Origin of the sequence: Bartonella sp. AS69XJJH, from assembly GCF_042195585.1 — a bacterium.
Lineage (GTDB): Bacteria > Pseudomonadota > Alphaproteobacteria > Rhizobiales > Rhizobiaceae > Bartonella.
This window is the reverse complement of sequence record NZ_JBHIOO010000023.1, coordinates 1-20,655: the sequence shown is the minus strand read 5'-3', so window position 1 is coordinate 20,655 and position 20,655 is coordinate 1. Positions and strand designations below refer to the sequence as shown.

Sequence of the window (20,655 nt, the reverse complement as noted above, 5' to 3'; positions counted from 1 at the left end):
CTGATAGTGCTAAAAAACAAGCCCATGAAATGAATGGCATTTTAGCGTCTATGGATGATGAAGCCCTCTATGGAAAACAACTCCATCATTTAAAAGCGTTTCAAAATACTAAGCTCAAAATCGAACTAAGTGAATTCAAATAACGCATTATCTAAAATCAAAACTTATCAAAACACTTGGGAGCTTTATCAATACAATCAAAAGCAAATGCATATTAAGTGAATATCTGTAATAAAACCCGTTTTTTTACATTTACGAACGTTAGTTTTCAAAACAACCTTTCATAAGATAAAAGCAGCGGTTTTTAAAAATGTAAGGCTTTAAGATTTGCTCTGTTATTAAATCTATAGCCTAGGTTTACTCAAAAGAGAAAATGCTCTTAAGCAAATGAAAGAATAATAAGCTTATAAAACATTAATTTTAAAACGTTTAACCATTTACTTAGAGAGGTTTTCATAAGTATCTTTTCATTGTGCTCTCAAACGTAACATCTTTGCAAATGAGTCGCTCTATATTTGGCTAGTAAAATTAACCAGCTCAAATTCGAGCCCGTTTCTTTAGAATAGAGTCTTCTTTAAACATTGTCGCTTTTGACTCAAAATTGAGTAAAATCCCATGCCTTTATGATGTTACAACGGTTTTGAACCTTAACTCCATTGTTTAAAGAACTACCCCAATATTTTTTGTTCCCATTTTTATTAAGTTAATTTTATTAATAATAGTTATTAAAAAATCACAAAATTAAAATAACCACCTAAAATATACCCATATGGGTATATTAATGATCATGAGTAAAATAAAACGTATCATATGGCTTGGTTCTTCACTCAAAGATATAAAAAGTCTTCCTGATCTTATTCAACAAAGGATTGGTTATGCTCATTATCTTGCTCAGATAGGAGATAAAGGAGAAAATGTTAAGGTTCTAAAGTGGTTTGGATCTGCCAATGTTCTAGAAATTATTGAACGCGATATTCAAGAAACTTATCGCGCTATTTTATACGGTGCAATATAAAAAATCTCTTTATGTGTTGCATTGTTTTCAGAAAAAATCGACCCGTAGCATTGCAACACCAAAACCAGACATTAACCTAATTAAAGAACGTCTCAAGTTAGCAGAACAATCAGAAGGGAATTAAAATGATCAATGTTTTTCACGGTAGTTCCAATGTTTATACGGATCTTGGCTTTTCAGATTCTAGAGAGATGCTTATCAAAGCACAACTTGCTCATAAGATTAGTCAAATTCTGAAAGAAAAGAACTTAACACAAAAACAGGCTAGTCAACTTTTGAAAATGACTCAACCCAAATTGTCTAAACTCTTAAGTGGAGAATTTCGAGGAATTAGTGAAATGAAAATGCTTGAGTGTTTGGCAAAATTGGGAAACGATATCAAGATTATTGTTAATCCGAAAGAAGTTAAAACGCTTGAAGGACATTTTGAAGTTGTTTTTTCTTCTTAAACTTCTTTATGATTTGCTTTTATAGTCTATTCATACATAGCAATCTTATATAAAAATGGTCAAATGAATCATGCATAAAAGTGTGGATTCTTATAAAAAATTGCACTCAACATATTGGTTTTATTGTTTTTTATATTATACTGAATACTTACACAACTCTGAAATATAAGCTTAAGTATTGAGGAAATATTTTCTTAAAACAAACCCGTGAATGCAAAAAACACTGTTTTGCATGAAGGAACATATGCTCCCATTTATCATATTCAAGAGAAACATGCGTTAAACTTTCTATTAATACCGTATAAACTCTCTACATTTTTTAGCTTGTCACATCATCATAAATTGTATTCAACACCACATGCACTCATTTTTAAAATCAATTGATATAGCTTCATCAATGATAAAGTGAATCTCGCCAGTTTTCAAAAGTATGAGAAAGTGTATCTAAAACCCATCTTTTAAGGACTCCAACTGACTTAACGACAAGCTTTCCAATGAAAAAAAAATATACGGTAAAAATAGCATCTTTGACCGTTGGTCCGATGATAGCATTCTCCTTATCTCTGGGAGTTTTCCCCGAGATAGCAATAAAATCTTTGTTTTTCGCTGAAATAAAAGGCTCTTTTTCTTGGGCCACTATCATAATGAAAACATCCTCTGAAAAGCTACCTCTCCAAAAATTCGCGTAAGCCTCCACAATTTGCGAAAAACAAACAATAATTGTCATTAAAATACATAATAGACGATTTTTAGACATTTATTTTCCCTTTTCATGATTTAAAAGTATAAAAATTATAAACCATCTTTTAAAAAGAGAATTACTCAATAAAAATATCAATTTTAATGAGTAATAATAAATATAATACGCTCATTCATAAATTTATCTAAACTAGATTATATCATAAGATAAGCGCATTAAAGAGATAATCACGCATAAACACAATACATAACAGCCAATAAATGGAATATTCATCATCTCTCTAATTTTTGTATAAAGAAACCTCATAATTAGATCTCTCCTTCTCTTTTAAACTCAAAAATAAATATTATTTAGGTTCTAGTGAAGGAAAAATTGTTTCTGGTAAAACAGATAATAAGTGCCCTTCACGCACAAGTATATGTGCTTGATGAAGATCTGGAGCCAGATAACGATCTTCCTTAAGAGAAGCAACCTTTTTGCGTAAACATTTCATAACAGATTGCAAAAAAGTACTTGTTTTTAAAGGTGCACGATATTCAATTCCTTGTGCTGCAACAAGCGTTTCAATGCCAATAAGTGTAAAAAGATTTTCGCTCATTACCAATAACCGACGAGCTCCATGGCAAGCCATTGAAACATGATCTTCTTGATTGGCTGAAGTTGGTGTTGAATCAACGGAAGCAGGATAGGCCATTTGCTTATTTTCAGACATTAAAGCTGCTGCTGTTACTTCAGCAATCATAAAACCTGAATTAAGACCCGCATTATGCGCTAAGAAAGCTGGAAGTCCATAAGAAACTGCTGGATCAACCATAAGAGCAATACGTCGTTGAGAAATAGATCCTATTTCACATAAAGCAAGAGCAATCTGATCAGCAGCAAATGCTACAGGTTCAGCATGAAAATTTCCACCTGATACAACTTCACCATTCCTTAAAATCAATGGATTATCTGTAACAGCATTTGCTTCAATAATCAGTGTTTTTGCTGCTGCTAGCAAAATATCAAAACATGCCCCCATGACCTGTGGCTGACAACGTATACAATAAGGATCTTGTACACGCTCATCACCCCGTAAATGTGCTGCACGAATTTCTGAATCCTCTACAAGCTTTTCTAATGTTTTCGATACAGCAATCTGCCCATAATGTCCTCGTAAAATATGGATATCAGGATGAAATGGTGCTGTTGATCCCATAATGGCATCTGTCGTCAAAGCCCCTGCCAGCAATCCACCACACAATGCCCGATAAGCCCGAAAAAGACCGGCAAGTGCAAGAGCTGTTGATGTTTGAGTTCCATTAATAAGAGCTAGACCTTCCTTTGCCTCTAAAATAACAGGGGACAATCCTGCTTTCTCTAATGCAACCGCTCCACTCATACGAATATTTTGAAAAAATGCTTCTCCTTCTCCCATCATAACAGCCGCCATGTGGGCAAGTGGAGCTAGATCACCTGAAGCACCAACAGACCCTTTTTCAGGGATGACAGGAATGACGCCCTTTGCAAGCATATTTTCCAGCAAATTTACCAATTCTAGACGAACCCCAGAAGCCCCTCTTCCTAAAGAGATAAGCTTTAAGCTCATTATCAAACGCACAATATTTTCAGCTAAAGGCTCTCCTACCCCACAACAGTGGGACAAAATAAGATTTCTCTGTAAAACAGTAACATCGTCCGCATTAATTTTAATGGAAGCCAACTTCCCAAAACCAGTATTAATACCGTACACAGGCTCACTTCCAGCAGCAATTTCAGCGATGCGCTGAGCCCCTTTTTCTATAGCTAAATGCGTGTCATTATGAAGTTTACTCACTTCACCATTAAAATAAATAGCTGCAAGTTCACTAAGCGTCACCTCGCTCGGTTTTAGTATAATAGTCATAATTTACTTTCTTTTTTAATCAAAGTATAATGTTTAGCATTATTGGTCCTTCTATAAAACAAAAAACTATAATGACTCTTTAAAACGAGAAGGCTTTCTTAAAGGCATTCCTTACAATGGAGTCATTATCCAAAAGTAGAATAGTTGACGATAAATGAAAATGAAATATTGAAAAGTACAACCAAAGTCATAGATTTAAAAAATAGATAAGGCATTAATTTATAATCATAATCTAGCATTATTCATATTAAATGAGAGAGTCAAATATCTTAAGATTCTCTCATCTCAAATCTGTATGTTGAATCAATCAAAACCATTCGCTTGCACGTTATAAGCGAGATTGATCTATGGATAAAGCTGTACAAAAAGGACCGTCCCCCTCTTATGCACCGTCTCAAGTGTCAAAAGCTGTCGCAACATTGGGAGATGACAAAGTGTGTTATAGTGCAGGCTTATTCTTTTATGAAGCGTAAAGATGAGAGGAGCGCAATGGATATATCATTAAGCTATTCCTACTAAACTTATAAAAATCTTAAATAGATAGCTGTCACAATCTATCATAATTGCAAAAATTAAGCTCTATAGAAAATTAAAAAACTTATTCAACGCATCACAACAGAGAAGAAATTGAGCTTATTTGCCACTTCTAAAATTGTATTTAAAACGCCAGATTGAACATTGAAAAGCACATCTTCAATAAAACCACATAAGACTCGACCTAACCCGTTATTTAAAATAGAAAATAAAAGAAGTTTTCTTATATCAAAAAATTTAATTAACATATTGTTTTTATATTATATCTTTTAAAAAGAGAAATGCTTCATATGACATATTTATATTTTACTTTTTTGTTATATTGAATCTGAATTTAGAGATAATTTCAAAATGAGTTGTTTTTAAAGGTTCTTCCAAGCCATTACCTTTTTTACGATAAATTTCTGATTATGATCATTTTTTGTACTTTTTCAGTTATTTTCGTCAAAATTTATTAAAAACACTCTCATTTAATAATAAAAAAATCATAAAAACAAAGAATTATCAAATATTTCTATTCAATCTACCTCTTCCCATTTTATAAAATAATCTGTTGTTAAACTGCAGTAAAGAAAGCACTCCGATTCTATAATGCAGTTCATAAATTTTCTATTTAAAACTCTTTCATATTAAGTGAACAATGAAACTCAGATGTAATAAGATGTTAATTTGAGTGCTGAAGAAAAAAACTGCCCCCTCAAAATCTGCCTTAATAATGCGTTAATTTCCTGAATACCGCCCACTCTGATGCGCTAAAAGAACAAAAGCAATCATCGATATCAGATTATCCTGCATACATATAGAGCTCACTTCGATACAAAAGCTCCAAATTACCTTGCACTTCATATTTCTTTGTCAATGCAACCAATTGGCGTAAATATTCTTCCCCATAGCGGGCAATAGCGCGTTGCGCTTGCGTTGAAGAGCGGCTCATTCCAATAAAAGCTTCAGATGGGATCATCATCGTCCAATTGTGCGTATAGAAAAAAATCTTTTCCGGATCTACCCCAAAGCCATCGCTCATTTCCTGTAAAAAATCAAAATTACGATAATAACGAGAATAGTTCGGACTCATTTTCTCTAATAATGTCTCATAAGCCTCTAGAAATTTGCTATGCTTGAAATCGCGATTATTTTGAATAACCGCCATGACACCATTGACCCGAAGTTGATCTGAAACAGAACAAAGCAACTTAGGACGATCCATCCACTGAAACGCTTGTGCTGTAATGACAAGATCAACCTCGCCGATTTGAGGCAATAGGTCTTCGGCACGGCCCTGATACCACTGCACCGTAGGAAATTTTTTTTTGCCCCTGCTTAATCATATCTGCCGATACATCGATAGCATGATATTGGTGCTCATTTCCTAAAAATTTAACAATTCCCTCTAATGCGATACCTGTCCCAGCCCCCACATCCACAATAGACAAATGCTTTTTGTTCTTAAAAGGATGGAGCATAGTTTTAAATAAAGTGAGGGGATAGCGGGGACGATAAAGATCATAATCATTAGCCAATCCATCAAACTTTTCACTTTGCCGTTGAACACTTTCTATCACAGGATTTTCCCCTCCTTCACAATTCTACCGTATATAATTAAAAAGCCCTTTTTTGTCCAATATATTAAGCATAACTTCTAAAGGAGGGAAAATAAGAACTTGCCCTTACCTTCTATCTTTCCATAAGATTGATGCTTACATTTTCCCCTTTTCCAATTGTTATCTACACGTTGTGAAACAACAAAAAATACTCCGAAAATAATATATTTTTCTGTAATAATAATTGATATGAATATTATTGATCTTTTATAAGATGACATCTATATTACCATTATTATTTTAATATCAGCAAATCACTTAAGCGTGCCTAAAATGCATAGAGATGTCGATTTATTGATAAATATGCCTGTTTATAAAATTCAAAATACTTTCCAGCAAGAAGATAAACCCTATATAATACATAAAATATCTGTGGAGACATCTTTATGTTAAATGTACAAACTTCTTCAATTTCAATGTTTAAAATATTAAAACAATTTTCAATCGTGATTTTTTTGGCATGGTTAGTGCCATTTTTAAGTGGGTGCGGATTTAATACAATACCAACAAATGAAGAAAAAGCACATGCAGCATGGAGTGAAGTGCTCAATCAATATCAACGTCGTACAGATCTCATCCCCAATCTTGTAGAAACAGTTAAAGCTTACGCTGCCCATGAACAAAGCGTTTTCACAAATGTAATTGAGGCACGTGCCAAAGCAACGCAAGTCAACATTAATGCAGATATGTTGAATAATCCGGAAGTTATGCAGCAATATCTCAAAAATCAAGCCAATTTATCAAGTGCACTTTCGCGGCTTATGGCTGTTGTTGAAAACTATCCGGATCTTAAAGCAAACCAGAACTTTCTTGCTCTTCAATCACAATTAGAAGGAACAGAAAACCGTATTTCCGTTGCGCGCCGCGATTATATTGAAACAGTACGTGCCTACAATACTGCACTCAAAACAATGCCGACGATGATTTGGGCAAAATTATGGTTTCGTGATGCAAAACCTATGCCTACTTTTACCATCGATACTGATAGCCAACAAACACCAAAGGTTAATTTTAATTAATGAAAATATGTCAACACTCTATAAAACGTCGTACTTTTCTACGTTTATGGGTCCCTTTGAGTATTCTATATTTGATCATTGCATTGGGGAATGTCACTTACGCACACACTAAATTTCCTCCCTTAACCGGCTATATCAATGATATGGCTCATTTGCTTGATCATGCAACACAAAGAAATTTAACGGAAAAGCTCGCTACACTCGAAGAGAAAACAGGAGATCAAATTGTTCTTGTGACGCTCCCTACTCTTTCGGGCAATGATATAGAAACATACAGCAATTCTCTTTTTCGTACATGGAGATTAGGTCAAAAACAAATCAATAACGGCATATTAATCGTCATTGCACCAAATGAACGCAAAGCACGTATTGAGGTAGGCTACGGTCTGGAAGGACAACTAACAGATGCCATTTCCTCTGTCATTATTAATAGCTTCATGATTCCTAATTTTCGTGAAGGAAATTATCAAAAAGGAATTGTCGAATCCGTTCATGCAATTATCAAAGTGATCACACAAAGTGATGCTGATTTTTCTTTTCAAATCAATCAAAAAGCTAAAGCTGTTGAAGAACAACGTAAACAAGCTGAAAAAGAAGAAATGATTATAAATACAATCATGTTTCTCATTCTCTTTATAGTTATTGGTTTGCCTATTCTTGCAATGATTTTTGGTAAAAAAGTGGGTCCACAAAAGTACCTCTGGCTGGGTATCATCTTCACACCTTGGTTTTTAAACTTAAGTGCCGGTGGCAGATATCCTGGTGGAAGGTTCGGTGGTCCTCGAGGTGGAGGAGGATTTAGGGGTGGTGGTGGATCATCAGGTGGTGGCGGTGCAACAGGAAGATGGTAAAATGAGCATAACGATTTTTTTTAATAAAATTCATTACACTTCTGATAAACTATCTCTTAGTCTTATTCTTTTTTATTTTTCTGATTACAATACAAACTCAAACATCAAGATAAATATTACCAATGACATTTGAATTGAAACATACGGATCGTAATCACTTATCACATCATTTTAATGCAATTCTAGGAAATCCACCCGTTGAATGGAAGATAAGTGATCATCTCGTTGAGTATCCTGAAGCTCTACGTTATATGCAAGAACGTGTAGAAAAAATTCTTGCAAAAACCGCACATGAACAAGTTTGGCTTCTTGAACATCCTTCCCTTTATACAGCGGGGACGAGTGCAAATAAAAAAGATCTTTTAGCGCCTAATTTATTCCCTGTTTATGAAGCAGGACGTGGAGGAGAATTCACATATCACGGTCCAGGGCAGCGTATTGCTTATATTATGCTTGATCTTAAACGCCGAAAACAAGACATTCGTGCTTTCATTAGTGCATTAGAAGAATGGATCATACAGATGCTTGCAAACTTTAATATTAAAGGCGAACGCAGAGAGGATCGTGTTGGTGTCTGGGTTAAACGGTCTCATTGCCCATCAACACAAAATGATCTTTCTTCCGAAGATAAAATTGCAGCTATTGGCATTCGAGTACGCAAATGGATAAGTTTTCATGGCGTTTCTATCAATGTTAATCCTAATTTAGCCCATTATTCAGGAATTGTTCCTTGTGGAATTACAAACCACGGTGTAACAAGCTTTCTTGATCTTGGTTGTCCTGTAACAATGCATGATATTGATATTGCTCTCAAACACGCTTTTGAACAAATTTTCGGTCCAACAATTGATGTTTCCTAAGTGCATTGATTTTTAAATAAAAAACAGGCATAAAATTATTTTAATAAATATTTTATTTTATGAGGTAGATAGTTAAACGCTATGAGCGATAACAAAAAGGATCTTTTTAGTATTTTAAATAAAGCCCAATCTCGGGTAAATACAAAAGAAAACACTCTGCAGTCTCCAATGAAATCAAAAGCGATGATTTCAAAAAAAAGCGCAAAAGATACGCAAGAAGATGACTATAATGCCCTCTCTATTCGAGTGCTTGAGGGTTTAGAGCCCGTACGTTTACGCCCTGGAATGTATATTGGTGGAACAGACAGTAAAGCGCTTCATCATTTATTTGCCGAAATTATTGATAACGCGATGGATGAAGCTGTTGCGGGTTATGCAGATTCCATTGAGGTTTCATTAGATAGGAACGGTTATATAACCGTTACAGATAATGGACGCGGTATACCTGTCGAAAATCATCCTCAAATGCCTGAGAAATCTACTCTTGAAGTTATTATGACACAACTCCACTCAGGGGGAAAATTTGATGGAAAGGCTTATCAAACTGCAGGTGGACTTCATGGAGTAGGAATTTCTGTCGTCAATGCTCTTTCTGATGATATGGAAGTTGAAGTTGCACGAGAACGAAAACTTTACCGACAATGTTTCTCACGCGGTATTCCTCAATCTGGATTGGAAGATCTGGGAGATGTTTATAATCGTCGTGGTACGCGCGTTCGTTTTCATCCTGATCGTGAAATTTTTGGTGAAAAAGCAGCTTTTGATCCAGAAAAAATCTATAAGATGACATGCTCCAAAGCCTATCTTTTTGGTGGTGTAAAAATTCGCTGGACTTGTGATCCTGTCATACTTGAAGGCACAAAAAATATTCCTGAAAAAGCTGTTTTTCATTTCCCCAATGGGCTTAAAGACTATTTACTCTCGTCACTAAAAGATGAATATCGAGTAACGTCAGAAATTTTTTCTGGCAAAACACAACAAAATAATGGCCATGGCTCCGTTGAATGGGCTATCGCTTGGCATGGTGGTGATTCTTGTGTGCAATCTTACTGCAATACGATTCCTACAGGAGAAGGCGGAACACACGAAATAGGATTACGTCAAGCTCTTTTGCGTGGATTAAAATCCTACGCTGAGTTAATAGGAAACAAGCGCGCAGCAATTATTACGTCTGACGATATTATGATTTCAACAGCCGCGATACTTTCAGTCTTTATTAGTAACCCTGAATTTGTTGGACAAACAAAAGATCGATTAGCAACCATTGAAGCACAGCGTATCGTTGAGAATGCAATCCGTGATCCTTTTGATCATTGGTTAGCAAATTCCCCGCAAGAAGCAACAAAACTTCTCGATTGGGTTATTGAACGTGCTGAAGAACGTGTTAAACGACGCCACGATAGAGAAATAAGTCGAAAAACTGCTGTCCGTAAATTACGTCTGCCTGGTAAACTTGCAGATTGTAGCCAGAACCATGCTGTAGGTGCTGAACTATTCATTGTTGAAGGGGATTCTGCAGGAGGATCTGCTAAACAAGCAAGAAATAGAGCAAACCAAGCAATTTTACCTCTTCGTGGTAAAATCTTAAATGTCGCCAGTGCTGCACATGAAAAAATGAACTCTAGCCAAACAATTAGCGATCTTATCCTTGCTCTTGGATGTGGAACACGCTCCAAATATCGTGAAAAAGATCTCAGATATGAACGTATTATCATCATGACAGATGCTGATGTTGATGGTGCTCATATTGCGTCACTGCTCATTACCTTCTTCTTTCAAGAAATGCCTGACCTTATTCATCAGGGACATTTATATCTTGCCGTCCCTCCCCTTTATAGAATATCGCAAGGAGGAAAAGTTGCTTATGCTCGTGACGACATTCACAAGGATGAATTGCTCAAAACTGAATTTACTGGAAAAGCTAAAATCGAAATCGGGCGTTTTAAAGGGCTGGGTGAAATGCGCGCAGAACAACTTAAAGAAACAACTATGCATCCTCAAAAACGTACATTGCTTCGTGTTTCTATTGATGCCGTGGAAATGCAAGAAACGAAAAAGACTGTAGAAAGTCTCATGGGAACAAAACCAGAAGCACGATTTCGTTTCATACAAGAAAATTCTACTTTTGCTTCTAATCTAGACATCTAATGTAAAAAATATCCCTTTCAAACCACTGCGGCTGCGTCAATCACACGCAGTTGCGGATTGATCGTTCCATTCCAATAGTTCAAACTAAGGTGACCAGCTAAATGAATCATTTCACCAATATTTTCAAAAAGAAAATCACCAAGCGATGTCCCTACAGCACGAAAAGCTATTCCTTGTAGTTTTTTTCCTTCAATATTAGATACAATGAGGCGAAGATGTCCTTTACCAACTTCAGATAGATTCACCAATCGATGAGAAGGAAGAACAAAAACAGGCGTTGCATTCCCTGTCCCAAATGGACCAGCTTTTTCAAGCAACTCAAACAGCGTTTCATTAACACCAGAAGCAGAAAGAGAACCATCTATACTAAGAGATTTTTTTGCACGCAACTCAGAAACCATTCCAGAGACTTTTTCTTCTAGCCATTTCCGAAAGATTTCAATTTTTGTTGATTGAATTGTAATTCCTGCTGCCATACTATGTCCCCCTCCTTTTTCTAATAAATTTAATGTAACAGCTTCACGAACGAGTGCCCCTAAATCTATACCGTTAATTGAGCGTCCCGACCCTACGCCATTTCCATCTTCTTTCAAAGCAATAGCAAAAACAGGACAAAAAAAACGCTCTTTGAGACGGGAAGCAAGAATACCAATAATTCCCGGATGCCATTCTTTATGAGAAATTACAAGTGACAATGGTATTTCTTGGTCTTGATAAAGAGAAGCAATGTAAGATTCCGCTTGTGCTAATTGAATGTTCTCCATTTCTTGGCGTTCGTAATTAAGCCGATCTAATTGCTCTGCTATTCTGTCCGCCTCATCTTTATTCTCGCAGCTAAGCAAACGTGCCCCCAAAGCTTGATCACCAATGCGCCCTCCTGCATTAATTCTAGGACCTAACAAAAAACCTAAATGAAAACTATTAAGCGGCTCCCCTATTCGTGCAACCTTTGTTAAAGCGGTCATTCCTAGATTATGCATAGAACGAGCAACTTGAAGCCCTTTTATCACAAAAGCACGGTTAACCCCCTGTAAAGGAACGACATCACATATGGTGGCCAATGCAACAAGATCAAGCATACTTAAAAGATCAGGCAGCTTCCCTTGGAATTGTTTTTTCCGCAGCAAATGATGAACCCAAGCTAACGTAATAAAAACAACGCCCGCTGCACATAAATGCCCCTGTTTAGAAAAATCATCAGGGCGATTAGGATTGACAAGAGCAACGGCTTCTTGATGAATCTCTGACATTTGATGATGATCTAAAATCACAACATCAGCACCAGCAAGCCTCGCTGCTTTTACTGCATCTGGACTATTTGCGCCACAATCAACAGTGATAATTAACCGAGCGCCTTCTTGCACAAGCATCCTCATTGCTTGTTCATTCGGACCATAGCCTTCAACAATACGATCAGGAATATAAATTTTGACTTCAATACCAAAATAACGAAAAAAACGCGCTATGAGTGCCGAAGAACAAGCACCATCAACATCATAATCACCAAAAACAGCAACCTGTTCTTGATTGAGAAGAGCCTTAACAATACGCTCTGCAGCACATTGCATATCCTTAAAACTTTCTGGATCAGGCATAAGCGTACGCAATGTTGGATTAATAAAAGCAACAGCCTCCGATTCATCCACATCTCTTGCTGAAAGTACCCGAGCTAACTGATCTGGAAAACCAAATTTTTGAGAAATAGCGCGCGCATTATTTATCCCTTGAACATCAAGGGCATCTAACCAAGCTTGACCACAAGCAGAAGATTCAACATTGAGAAAATAACGAGACCACCGCATTATTGCTTATCCTATAATGAAGAATGATAAAATACAATCATGCGTTCAAGATAAAATACTCTTTTGCAACATTCATTTTAAGTTTAAATGGCTCACAAACTTCTTTTAATAAGGTATTATAATACCTTTCTCATAACATATTGTTTTATAAAGTTTTTATTTTCTCTTGACGTCAATCAAAAGACATTATATCAGAGAACGGTGTATGCGTTAAATATTTCGCTATGGTAACAATTTTCAACGCAAAACAGTAAAAATTCCCTTATATTAAAAGGGCTCTAATAAAGGATACTTCTATGGCAACTTTTTCACAAAAGCCAACTGAAGTGGTGAAAAAATGGGTTATTATTGACGCAGAAAACCTTGTTTTAGGTCGTCTTGCCACATTTGTTGCTAACCGCTTACGTGGCAAACATAAAGCTACATTTACTCCACATGTTGATGATGGTGACAACGTTATTGTCATTAATGCAGATAAAATAGCTCTCACTGGCAAAAAATATACGGATAAAAAATATTATTGGCATACCGGCTATATTGGTGGAATCAAACAACGTACAGCACGTCAACTTCTTGAGGGACGTTTTCCCGAACGCGTTATTGAAAAAGCGGTAGAGCGCATGATTCCTCGTGGTCCCCTTGGTCGCCGTCAATTGAAGAATCTACGTGTTTACGCTGGAAGCCAACATCCACATGAAGCACAACAGCCTGAATCTCTTGACATTGGTGCTTTAAACCGCAAAAATAAAAGGATTGCTTGATTATGGCTGAAATTAATTCTCTTTCTGAGCTTAGCATAGTAACAAGTATTACAGAAACACATGAAAATGTTGTTCCTGTCCACGTGCAAAAGCTTGATTCACAAGGACGTGCTTACGCAACAGGAAAGCGTAAAGACGCTGTTGCACGCGTATGGATTAAACCAGGTTCTGGAAAAATCACGATCAACAATAAGGAATTTGACAAATATTTTGCTCGTCCTGTTCTTAGAATGATTCTTCGTCAACCAATTGTTGCAACAAACAGGGATACTCAGTTTGATATTATTGCAACCGTTGCAGGCGGTGGTCTTTCCGGACAAGCCGGTGCAGTGCGCCATGGCATTTCCAAAGCTCTAACCTATTACGAACCAGAACTTCGCTCAATCTTGAAAAAAGGTGGTTTTCTTACCCGTGATAGTCGTGTTGTTGAGCGTAAAAAATACGGTAAAGCAAAAGCACGTCGTTCTTTCCAATTCTCAAAGCGTTAATTTCAATTTTTGTACAACGCATAAAGCCTCGGACAAAAACGGGGCTTTTTTTAACTGCTAAAACAGACGTTTCGTAGAGACAAATTTATATCTGTTAGAAAAAACAAGAATGCAAAACAACCGATTCTCCTTAAACAAAAACTAAAAAAATAAATCAAAAAATTCAAAACTTCAGTCTCAATTTTTAAAAACTTGTATTTTTCTAATAGACGTATCCACGTGCTAAAGCACAAAAATATTTGCACGATAACTTTAGTAATCTTATAAGCTTTTCAATGTCTTTTTCTATCATTACTTAACAAGCTTCAGTCCAAGAAATGCTTTACCATTGTGATAAAATGCGGGACAGAAATAGGTTTTGACATATATTCTTCACATCCACTTGCACGAATTCGCTCCTCATCGCCTTTCATAGCAAAAGCTGTTACAGCAACAACGGGGATTGATCGAAGTTCTTCATCTTCTTTTAATTGTTTAATAACATCTATTCCAGAGACCTCCGGCAACTGGATATCCACAAGGATAAGAGATGGCATTGATGAACGCGCCAAATCTAATGCCATAAGACCATTACGCGTTTCAACGGTTTCATAACCACTCGCTTCTACAAGATCACGGAATAACTTCATATTAAGCTCATTATCTTCCACGATCATGACTTTTTTTGACATTTGTATAACTCCACCCTTCTCAGATAAAATAGAGAAATAGAAATGAATCCACATTCTCTTTGCTTAAGATAAAATGATAAAATGAATTGTAAACCACAAAGAGACTAAAAGCTTCCAATAAAAGCTTTTACGCAAATATTTGTAATACTCATCACTATGCTTTTTCATTTCATAAAAATGAAACCCACAAATAGTCGTAAGATTGTCATCCCCTGTATTTTTTGAGTTGATATACAAAGTTTATGGATATCTCAATTAACGCATTCGCATCATAAAAAATATCAACCACAAACTTAGCTCAAATGTGTATTTTGAAGAGGGAAAAATTTAAGTAACCTTTAAAATAGCTGATTAGTTAAATTTAATGTGCCATATATTGCCATCTCCCACACAATATATTAAGGATAAACTTATCAATATCATTCAAAGTAAAATATAAATGAACCGTGATTAAATATCACGGTTTATTTATATGAAATATTCAACAATAAAATAATTCAAAGTTCATCAAGTACAATATCTTTTAATTCAAAGCCCATGCACTATGAGCAAAAGCGTCGAATGTTCTTCCACCTGTCGCCCTGCTAGGACTCGGTGGCTTTCTCGTAAAGAAATATACAAGATATGCGATTAAACCAAAAATCGCTGCCTCCATCCCCATTAAACCCGCGACCTTGTGGACATTTTTCTCAGCCCCTTGTTCTCCAAATTGGCTAATAATCATATCAACAGCTTTAATAACTCTATTTTCTTGTGTCATTACAGAAATGAAACCAGCATTTTGAAATCTGCCATTTAAAGAATTCGCATTGGCTCCTAAAATCTGTGAAAAGAAAATAGCTACTGCAACCACACATACTATACAATGCTTAAATATTTTCGTCATAACCACCTATTACAATGTTTAATAAAATAAATTTTCTTTACCGCCCCCTCTAAATAGAAAACATTACATCATCTATCGATAAAGTATATTTATCTTCTATTCATAAAAAATATAATACAAAATATAATTAATAATTTTATTTTAATTATTGTTTTTATATTATATTACATTTACAATATATCCGTTACATGTTTATTTTAAGCTTGTCAATTGTTTTATTTGTGTTTTTATGCTACATAATTTAAAGGTGAAAATATACTAAAATAAAGTTATTTTATTGTTTTTATTATAATTTTAAGCTTTATTATCATAAATACTATTAGATATTATATTGCAAAAATATCATAGTGTTGTTTTTTAGTTACATGTAGTGTTTTTTTATTTTTTACAATATAGCAATATAGCTATTTTTAAATTTTACAGAAAACAAAAATATATATTATTGAAATATTCTGATAAAATTATTTTGCATTATTATAGATTGAGAAGAAATAGCTGCCCCAGCAAAAAAAATAGCGTAAACCCCAACTTAGCTCTTTGATTGAAAAAGCTAAGTTAAGTAAGCTAAGGAATAATTTTGGTGAACGCGCCAAATCTAATGCCATAAAGACATTACACATTTCAACGATTGCACAGCCATTCGTTTCTACAAAAACGCGGAATAACTTTAATAAAGTTCATTATCTTCCACGAAGATAACTTTCTGACTTTTATATTATCCCCCTAATCCATTAAATTTACGAATTGTTTTCTTATAACTTATGAAAGTCATGGCAATAAAAAGAAAAGCGCTCAACAGAAGATATCCAATATTCCATTCACCTTTACCAAATAACAGTGAAACGGGCAAAGAAGCAGAAAAGCCATGGGAAGCATAAACATAAGCCATTTTACGATGCTTAAAGGATAAATGCCTATTGGTACAAATGACAGCTCAAAAATCATTTCATGAAAATATTCGACAGGCATCTTACGGCTAATAATAAATGTTACAAAATTAAACATCATGAAAAAACAAATATTGACGATAAAAACACAAAATATCGCAACAATAAAAGAGATCCATCCTAGCTTAAGATCGGATATATTCGGTAATGATATAAACAAATAGGCACTAACATAAAGAACAAAGAGCTTGATCAGATTAAGTGGTTTACACCAACCAAACAACATCAACAACCAGATTGAAACAGGCTTTATAAAGTATGGCTCAATTTTACCATCCGCTACTTTTTCAAAAAATGTTTCAATAGAATTAGTAAAAATATTCCAAGTAAAACAAAGACAACAAAGATAAAATGAATTTCATCTCTGCTATAGTTACCGATCTTTCCTGAAAAAGAGGATATTCTATCAATAAATATGAATTGAATAAAATAATAGCATAGAGAAAGAATAAACTCCCCAGCCAAATTCTTACCGTAAACAATCTGTCGGCGGATATTCAGGCTGATAAAATGAAGAATTATTTTCATCTCAACCACCCGCTCCATTATATGCTTTCATTCCTTTATTCCAAGCAATATAAATTAAGAATAAAAGACACAAAATATAAGTAAAACTTCCGAAAATAAACTGCTGAAACAACGCTAAATTTTGCGTCGCAAAAAACTCGGCAGGAGCTGATATCATGAAACGATAAGGATTAGATTGCATGAGCCCAATAAGCCACACCGGCCAAAAAGATGGTGGTAAAAGAACACCTCCAAGAAGCGCTGAACTGAGAATACTGAAAGAGAGTAATATATTGTACTCAATCACCCAAAAGCTTAATAAGGCAATTCCAAAAGAGAGTAAAAAACAAAGCAATTGTGATAGAATAACAATGAGAAAAAAGAATAGAAAAGCGATGACCAATCCCAGAATATTTTCATAGGATGAGACAAGTTTAACAACAAAAAGAGCCAATAACGGAACGCTATATAATACACTCTCCCCTAAAAAGTAAAAAGCATTTGTGTCATATAACTGAAGGGCTTTGTAAGATATACTTCTAATTGACCTTCTTTAACATGATGAGAGAAAAACTTAATCACATTATAACCATTATTTAAGCGTCCCAGGACTAAAGCAAAAGCATAATAATACATCATATCATGAAAGCTAAAGCCATTTATGGTGTTGCCCATATCAGAGAAAAGTGCATTCTATAATAGAAGTTGAATAACAAATGGCGAAAGTGTTCCAATGATAATGTCGGTAAAAAACATTGCTCTATCACTTAGAACAGTGAGTAATCCATTCTTGGCAAAAAGAAACATGCCAAAGCAGTGGTTAGGTAAATTCTTTAAATTTAACACGGAGCATCTCTTCAAGCGAGGGAGTGGATACAGAGAACGTACAGTTCAGTTCGGTTGTAATTTCGCGTACAAAACGCGCAAAATCCTCACGAGGCAGCGAAATTTCCAGCGAACATTCTTTAGCGTTAAAGTGCTTATCCTTTAAAGGAGTAGATAATTGCAACGCAATCTCATCAATTTTTTCTACAACAGTTGAAGGTGCAGCCAAGTGTTCACAAAAAAGTGTTATTCTCACCAAAGAAGGAATGACATTTTTAAGCGCCTGAAGATGGCCATGAAACTGTTTTTTTCCCTTATGCAAGAGAATAATATCATCGACGTATCCATCAATATCTCCCATATCATGACTCGTGATGACATACCCAGTGCCGCGCTCCTTTTTCAGTTTTTTAAGAAGCTCCCTGATTTCATGCTTAGATGTAATATCAAGACCAATACTTGGCTCATCGAGGAACAACAGTTTAGGTCTAAAGGAGAGATTAAATGCCAATTCACTTTTCACTCTCTCACCCAGACTGAGCATCCGCACTGGCTTATCCATAATATGCTCAAGACCCAGCAACTCTATAATCTCTTTAAGATCACGGGTAAAAGAAGCGCGTTCAAGACCATATAATGGTTGAACTATATCCAGACTGTAGCGTAAGGGTAAATCCCACCACAAACAATTCTTGTGACCAAAGACCACACCCAAAGACTTGAATAGATCTTTCTTTGCTTTATAAGGATCAACACCAAGGACTTTAATACATCCCTCATCAGCATGTTGTATACCAGAAAGTATTTTAATCAGTGTCGATTTACCCGCTCCGTTAGAACCAAGAATTGCTAATGATTGCCCTGAACAGAGGGTGAAGCTCATATCTTTTAACACATGATGATTTGTATAAACCGGCTTGAAAAGAGAAACCACCTTGTTTTTAAAACCAATTCCTCTGTCAATGTTGCGATATATTTTTGAGACGTTATTAACGTCAATCAATAATGATCCCATCCATTACTCCTAACTTCAACTTATCCCCCCTTTGAATGTTCCCATAATAAATATCTGTTTTTTCACTCGAAAAAACAAAAGTGTTCAAGCCCTCCTTAGAGCAATAAAACGCACTTGATGTTTTATCTCCAATTTTTTGTATAGATATTTTTCAATGTGATGAGTTCACCTCAATGAAGCATTAAGATACTAAAAACTTATTTCTTCTTTTATGAAAGATAATCTTTTGAATAAACTAAGTAAGTAGAAAAATAATTGCTCATTGAAAGGAGAACTTTGCTCATAAACCTTCATTGTACAAGCAAAGATACAAAGCATAAATCTACAACTCTAAGCCTATCAAACCACACTGATAACAGAACAAACTTCCTTGACAACAGGAATTCTTTGAGAGTCCACTTTTCCTCAGCATTACTATAAAATGCCTCAATTATCCCTCATGAAAAAATTAAAACCGCCTTCACTATTTTAGTAAATATCCTTCAGATTTTATCTAACTCATCTCCCTCAACAGACATGCCTCCCCAATATATGACCTCTGTAGATAATTCAAAGGAGCAGCTTCATCAACTCAGATTATTAAACAATACACCGTATCCAAAAATAATAATACAATCAATATGGATAAAGAGCTGTAGAAAGAAAACTTACAATATTCGAAAATTTCATCACTCAAAAACACAGTTTTCTTATAGCGATTGACTTATCAAAAACTTTCTTCAAATGATGCCTTATTCATCTTATAAAATTTATAGACAAAATTTGTATCAATCAAAAAGAACAAATGAAGTTTCTTTACTCTGTTTCAGCATCACAACACTACTTATTTGTCTAATAACTTACTGTATTTATATATCTTTTTTACAGTGAGGGATACGTAAATAAAAGTTGGGGAATAGGATTTTGTAGTGTGCTCTCAATTATTGCGAATCAAGAGTTCTTTTCGGGGTATTTTTTTAGCCGTACCTGCTGCCCAAAGGGTCTCTAATTCTAAAAAGTCAAAATCTTTAAAGATCTCTCGAACCGCATCACAATCATTCAGACTCAAGACAAATTTACCTTGGATTCCTTTGAGAACTTTTGCCATGTTCACAAAATCATCTTCAACAAAATTTCCAGAACTATAACACTTCTTCTTCACAATATAAGGCGGGTCTAGATAAAATAAACTGTCGGGTGCATCAAAAAGTTCGACAACCCGATCCCACGATAAATTTAAGATTGTCGTATCAAGAAGCTTCTGTCTAACACGTCTCATCCTTGATAACAGCTTATCGGGATTAAATGCTATAGGCTTTTTTCTTCCAAATCTAAAAGAGTAGTAATCTTCTTTCCCATACATGACACAACGTTGGAGAAACAAAAAACGTGCGGCTCTTTCAACTTTGGAGAGGCTCTCTGCTTCAATAGCCGCAAGTTCAAAAAACAACTGTCTTGAACAAACAAACCACTCTAGTCGTTTGGCTAAATCTTCAAAGTCATTTTGAACACATTGAAACAGATTCGTGATCTCTCCATTCAAATCATTAATAACGGAATATTTTGCTGGTCTTTTATTGAGGAAAATAACACCAGAACCTAAAAATGGTTCAACATAGGTTTCATGGTCAATATTATTTAAAATCGGTATAATTTTCTTACGTAGATAGTGTTTACCACCCATCCACGCAAACAATGTTTGTGTAAATTCT

General features: G+C 35.1%; 18 protein-coding genes and 2 pseudogenes. 9 read left to right on the top strand and 11 right to left on the bottom strand.

Features of this window, described 5'->3' with window-relative positions; all coding sequences use genetic code 11:
- The first annotated feature begins 787 nt into the window (after positions 1-787).
- Together ACFIK6_RS08335 and ACFIK6_RS08330 are read left to right on the top strand one after the other, a co-directional pair.
- Positions 788-1,139 (top strand): annotated as a pseudogene (locus ACFIK6_RS08335) (type II toxin-antitoxin system RelE/ParE family toxin).
- A 1-nt stretch (position 1,140) separates the two neighbouring features.
- On the top strand, positions 1,141-1,464 hold the full coding sequence (locus tag ACFIK6_RS08330) for a helix-turn-helix domain-containing protein (RefSeq protein WP_375642571.1): 324 nt from the start codon (positions 1,141-1,143) through the stop codon (positions 1,462-1,464).
- 394 nt (positions 1,465-1,858) lie between these two features.
- Here the strand turns inward: ACFIK6_RS08330 and ACFIK6_RS08325 are convergent, their stop codons facing one another.
- Complete coding sequence (locus ACFIK6_RS08325) at positions 1,859-2,221, bottom strand: hypothetical protein (RefSeq protein ID WP_375642570.1); 363 nt, start codon at positions 2,219-2,221, stop codon at positions 1,859-1,861.
- 289 nt (positions 2,222-2,510) lie between these two features.
- A complete protein-coding gene (gene hutH, locus ACFIK6_RS08320) occupies positions 2,511-4,049 on the bottom strand; it encodes a histidine ammonia-lyase (RefSeq protein WP_375677531.1) in 1,539 nt (512 codons plus the stop codon).
- A 347-nt stretch (positions 4,050-4,396) separates the two neighbouring features.
- Here hutH and ACFIK6_RS08315 point away from each other — a divergent pair, with 347 nt between their 5' ends.
- Complete coding sequence (locus ACFIK6_RS08315; protein WP_375642568.1) at positions 4,397-4,522, top strand: hypothetical protein; 126 nt, start codon at positions 4,397-4,399, stop codon at positions 4,520-4,522.
- Positions 4,523-5,367: 845 nt separating this feature from the next.
- Here ACFIK6_RS08315 and ACFIK6_RS08310 read toward each other — a convergent pair.
- Positions 5,368-6,145, bottom strand: a pseudogene (locus ACFIK6_RS08310) (class I SAM-dependent methyltransferase).
- 425 nt (positions 6,146-6,570) lie between these two features.
- Between ACFIK6_RS08310 and ACFIK6_RS08305 the strand changes: the two are divergent.
- The 4 genes from ACFIK6_RS08305 to parE all read left to right on the top strand — a co-directional run bounded on the left by ACFIK6_RS08305 (position 6,571) and on the right by parE (position 11,062).
- Positions 6,571-7,203, top strand: a complete 633-nt coding sequence (locus ACFIK6_RS08305; protein ID WP_273724085.1) for a LemA family protein — start codon at positions 6,571-6,573, stop codon at positions 7,201-7,203.
- Positions 7,203-8,054 carry a TPM domain-containing protein gene (locus ACFIK6_RS08300; RefSeq protein ID WP_375642567.1) on the top strand — a complete coding sequence of 284 codons (852 nt, stop codon included), beginning with the start codon at positions 7,203-7,205 and terminating at the stop codon, positions 8,052-8,054. Before ACFIK6_RS08305 ends, ACFIK6_RS08300 begins: the two co-directional genes overlap by 1 nt.
- 122 nt (positions 8,055-8,176) lie before the next feature.
- Positions 8,177-8,914: a lipoyl(octanoyl) transferase LipB gene (lipB, locus tag ACFIK6_RS08295; RefSeq protein ID WP_375642566.1), complete on the top strand. Its 738-nt coding sequence runs from the start codon at positions 8,177-8,179 to the stop codon at positions 8,912-8,914.
- Between the two features lie 81 nt (positions 8,915-8,995).
- Entirely contained in the window at positions 8,996-11,062 is a 2,067-nt protein-coding gene (gene parE / locus ACFIK6_RS08290) for a DNA topoisomerase IV subunit B (RefSeq protein ID WP_375642565.1), read from the top strand.
- 17 nt (positions 11,063-11,079) lie between these two features.
- Here parE and recJ read toward each other — a convergent pair whose 3' ends face one another.
- A complete protein-coding gene (gene recJ, locus ACFIK6_RS08285; RefSeq protein ID WP_375642564.1) occupies positions 11,080-12,864 on the bottom strand; it encodes a single-stranded-DNA-specific exonuclease RecJ in 1,785 nt (594 codons plus the stop codon).
- Between the two features lie 296 nt (positions 12,865-13,160).
- On the opposite strand from recJ, the gene rplM reads away from it, so the two are divergent.
- Together rplM and rpsI are read left to right on the top strand one after the other, a co-directional pair.
- A complete protein-coding gene (gene rplM / locus ACFIK6_RS08280; protein ID WP_375642563.1) occupies positions 13,161-13,625 on the top strand; it encodes a 50S ribosomal protein L13 in 465 nt (154 codons plus the stop codon).
- 2 nt (positions 13,626-13,627) lie between these two features.
- On the top strand, positions 13,628-14,113 hold the full coding sequence (rpsI, locus tag ACFIK6_RS08275; RefSeq protein ID WP_015856545.1) for a 30S ribosomal protein S9: 486 nt from the start codon (positions 13,628-13,630) through the stop codon (positions 14,111-14,113).
- A 305-nt stretch (positions 14,114-14,418) separates the two neighbouring features.
- On the opposite strand, the gene ACFIK6_RS08270 is transcribed toward rpsI, so the two are convergent.
- From ACFIK6_RS08270 to ACFIK6_RS08240, 7 genes are all read right to left on the bottom strand, one after another.
- A complete protein-coding gene (locus tag ACFIK6_RS08270; RefSeq protein ID WP_273724078.1) occupies positions 14,419-14,784 on the bottom strand; it encodes a response regulator in 366 nt (121 codons plus the stop codon).
- Positions 14,785-15,307: 523 nt separating this feature from the next.
- Positions 15,308-15,670: a hypothetical protein gene (locus ACFIK6_RS08265; RefSeq protein WP_375642562.1), complete on the bottom strand. Its 363-nt coding sequence runs from the start codon at positions 15,668-15,670 to the stop codon at positions 15,308-15,310.
- A 792-nt stretch (positions 15,671-16,462) separates the two neighbouring features.
- A complete protein-coding gene (locus tag ACFIK6_RS08260) occupies positions 16,463-16,921 on the bottom strand; it encodes an ABC-2 family transporter protein (RefSeq protein ID WP_375642573.1) in 459 nt (152 codons plus the stop codon).
- Between the two features lie 225 nt (positions 16,922-17,146).
- Positions 17,147-17,578 (bottom strand): hypothetical protein, encoded by a 432-nt coding sequence (locus ACFIK6_RS08255; RefSeq protein ID WP_375642561.1) that lies wholly within the window; start codon positions 17,576-17,578, stop codon positions 17,147-17,149.
- A gap of 29 nt (positions 17,579-17,607) precedes the next feature.
- Positions 17,608-17,760, bottom strand: coding sequence for a hypothetical protein (locus tag ACFIK6_RS08250; RefSeq protein ID WP_375642572.1), 153 nt, complete (start codon positions 17,758-17,760; stop codon positions 17,608-17,610).
- A gap of 184 nt (positions 17,761-17,944) precedes the next feature.
- Positions 17,945-18,964 carry an ATP-binding cassette domain-containing protein gene (locus tag ACFIK6_RS08245; RefSeq protein ID WP_375657241.1) on the bottom strand — a complete coding sequence of 340 codons (1,020 nt, stop codon included), beginning with the start codon at positions 18,962-18,964 and terminating at the stop codon, positions 17,945-17,947.
- 916 nt (positions 18,965-19,880) lie between these two features.
- A partial coding sequence (locus ACFIK6_RS08240; protein ID WP_375677530.1) for a DNA adenine methylase occupies positions 19,881-20,655 on the bottom strand: 775 nt, incomplete at its 5' end.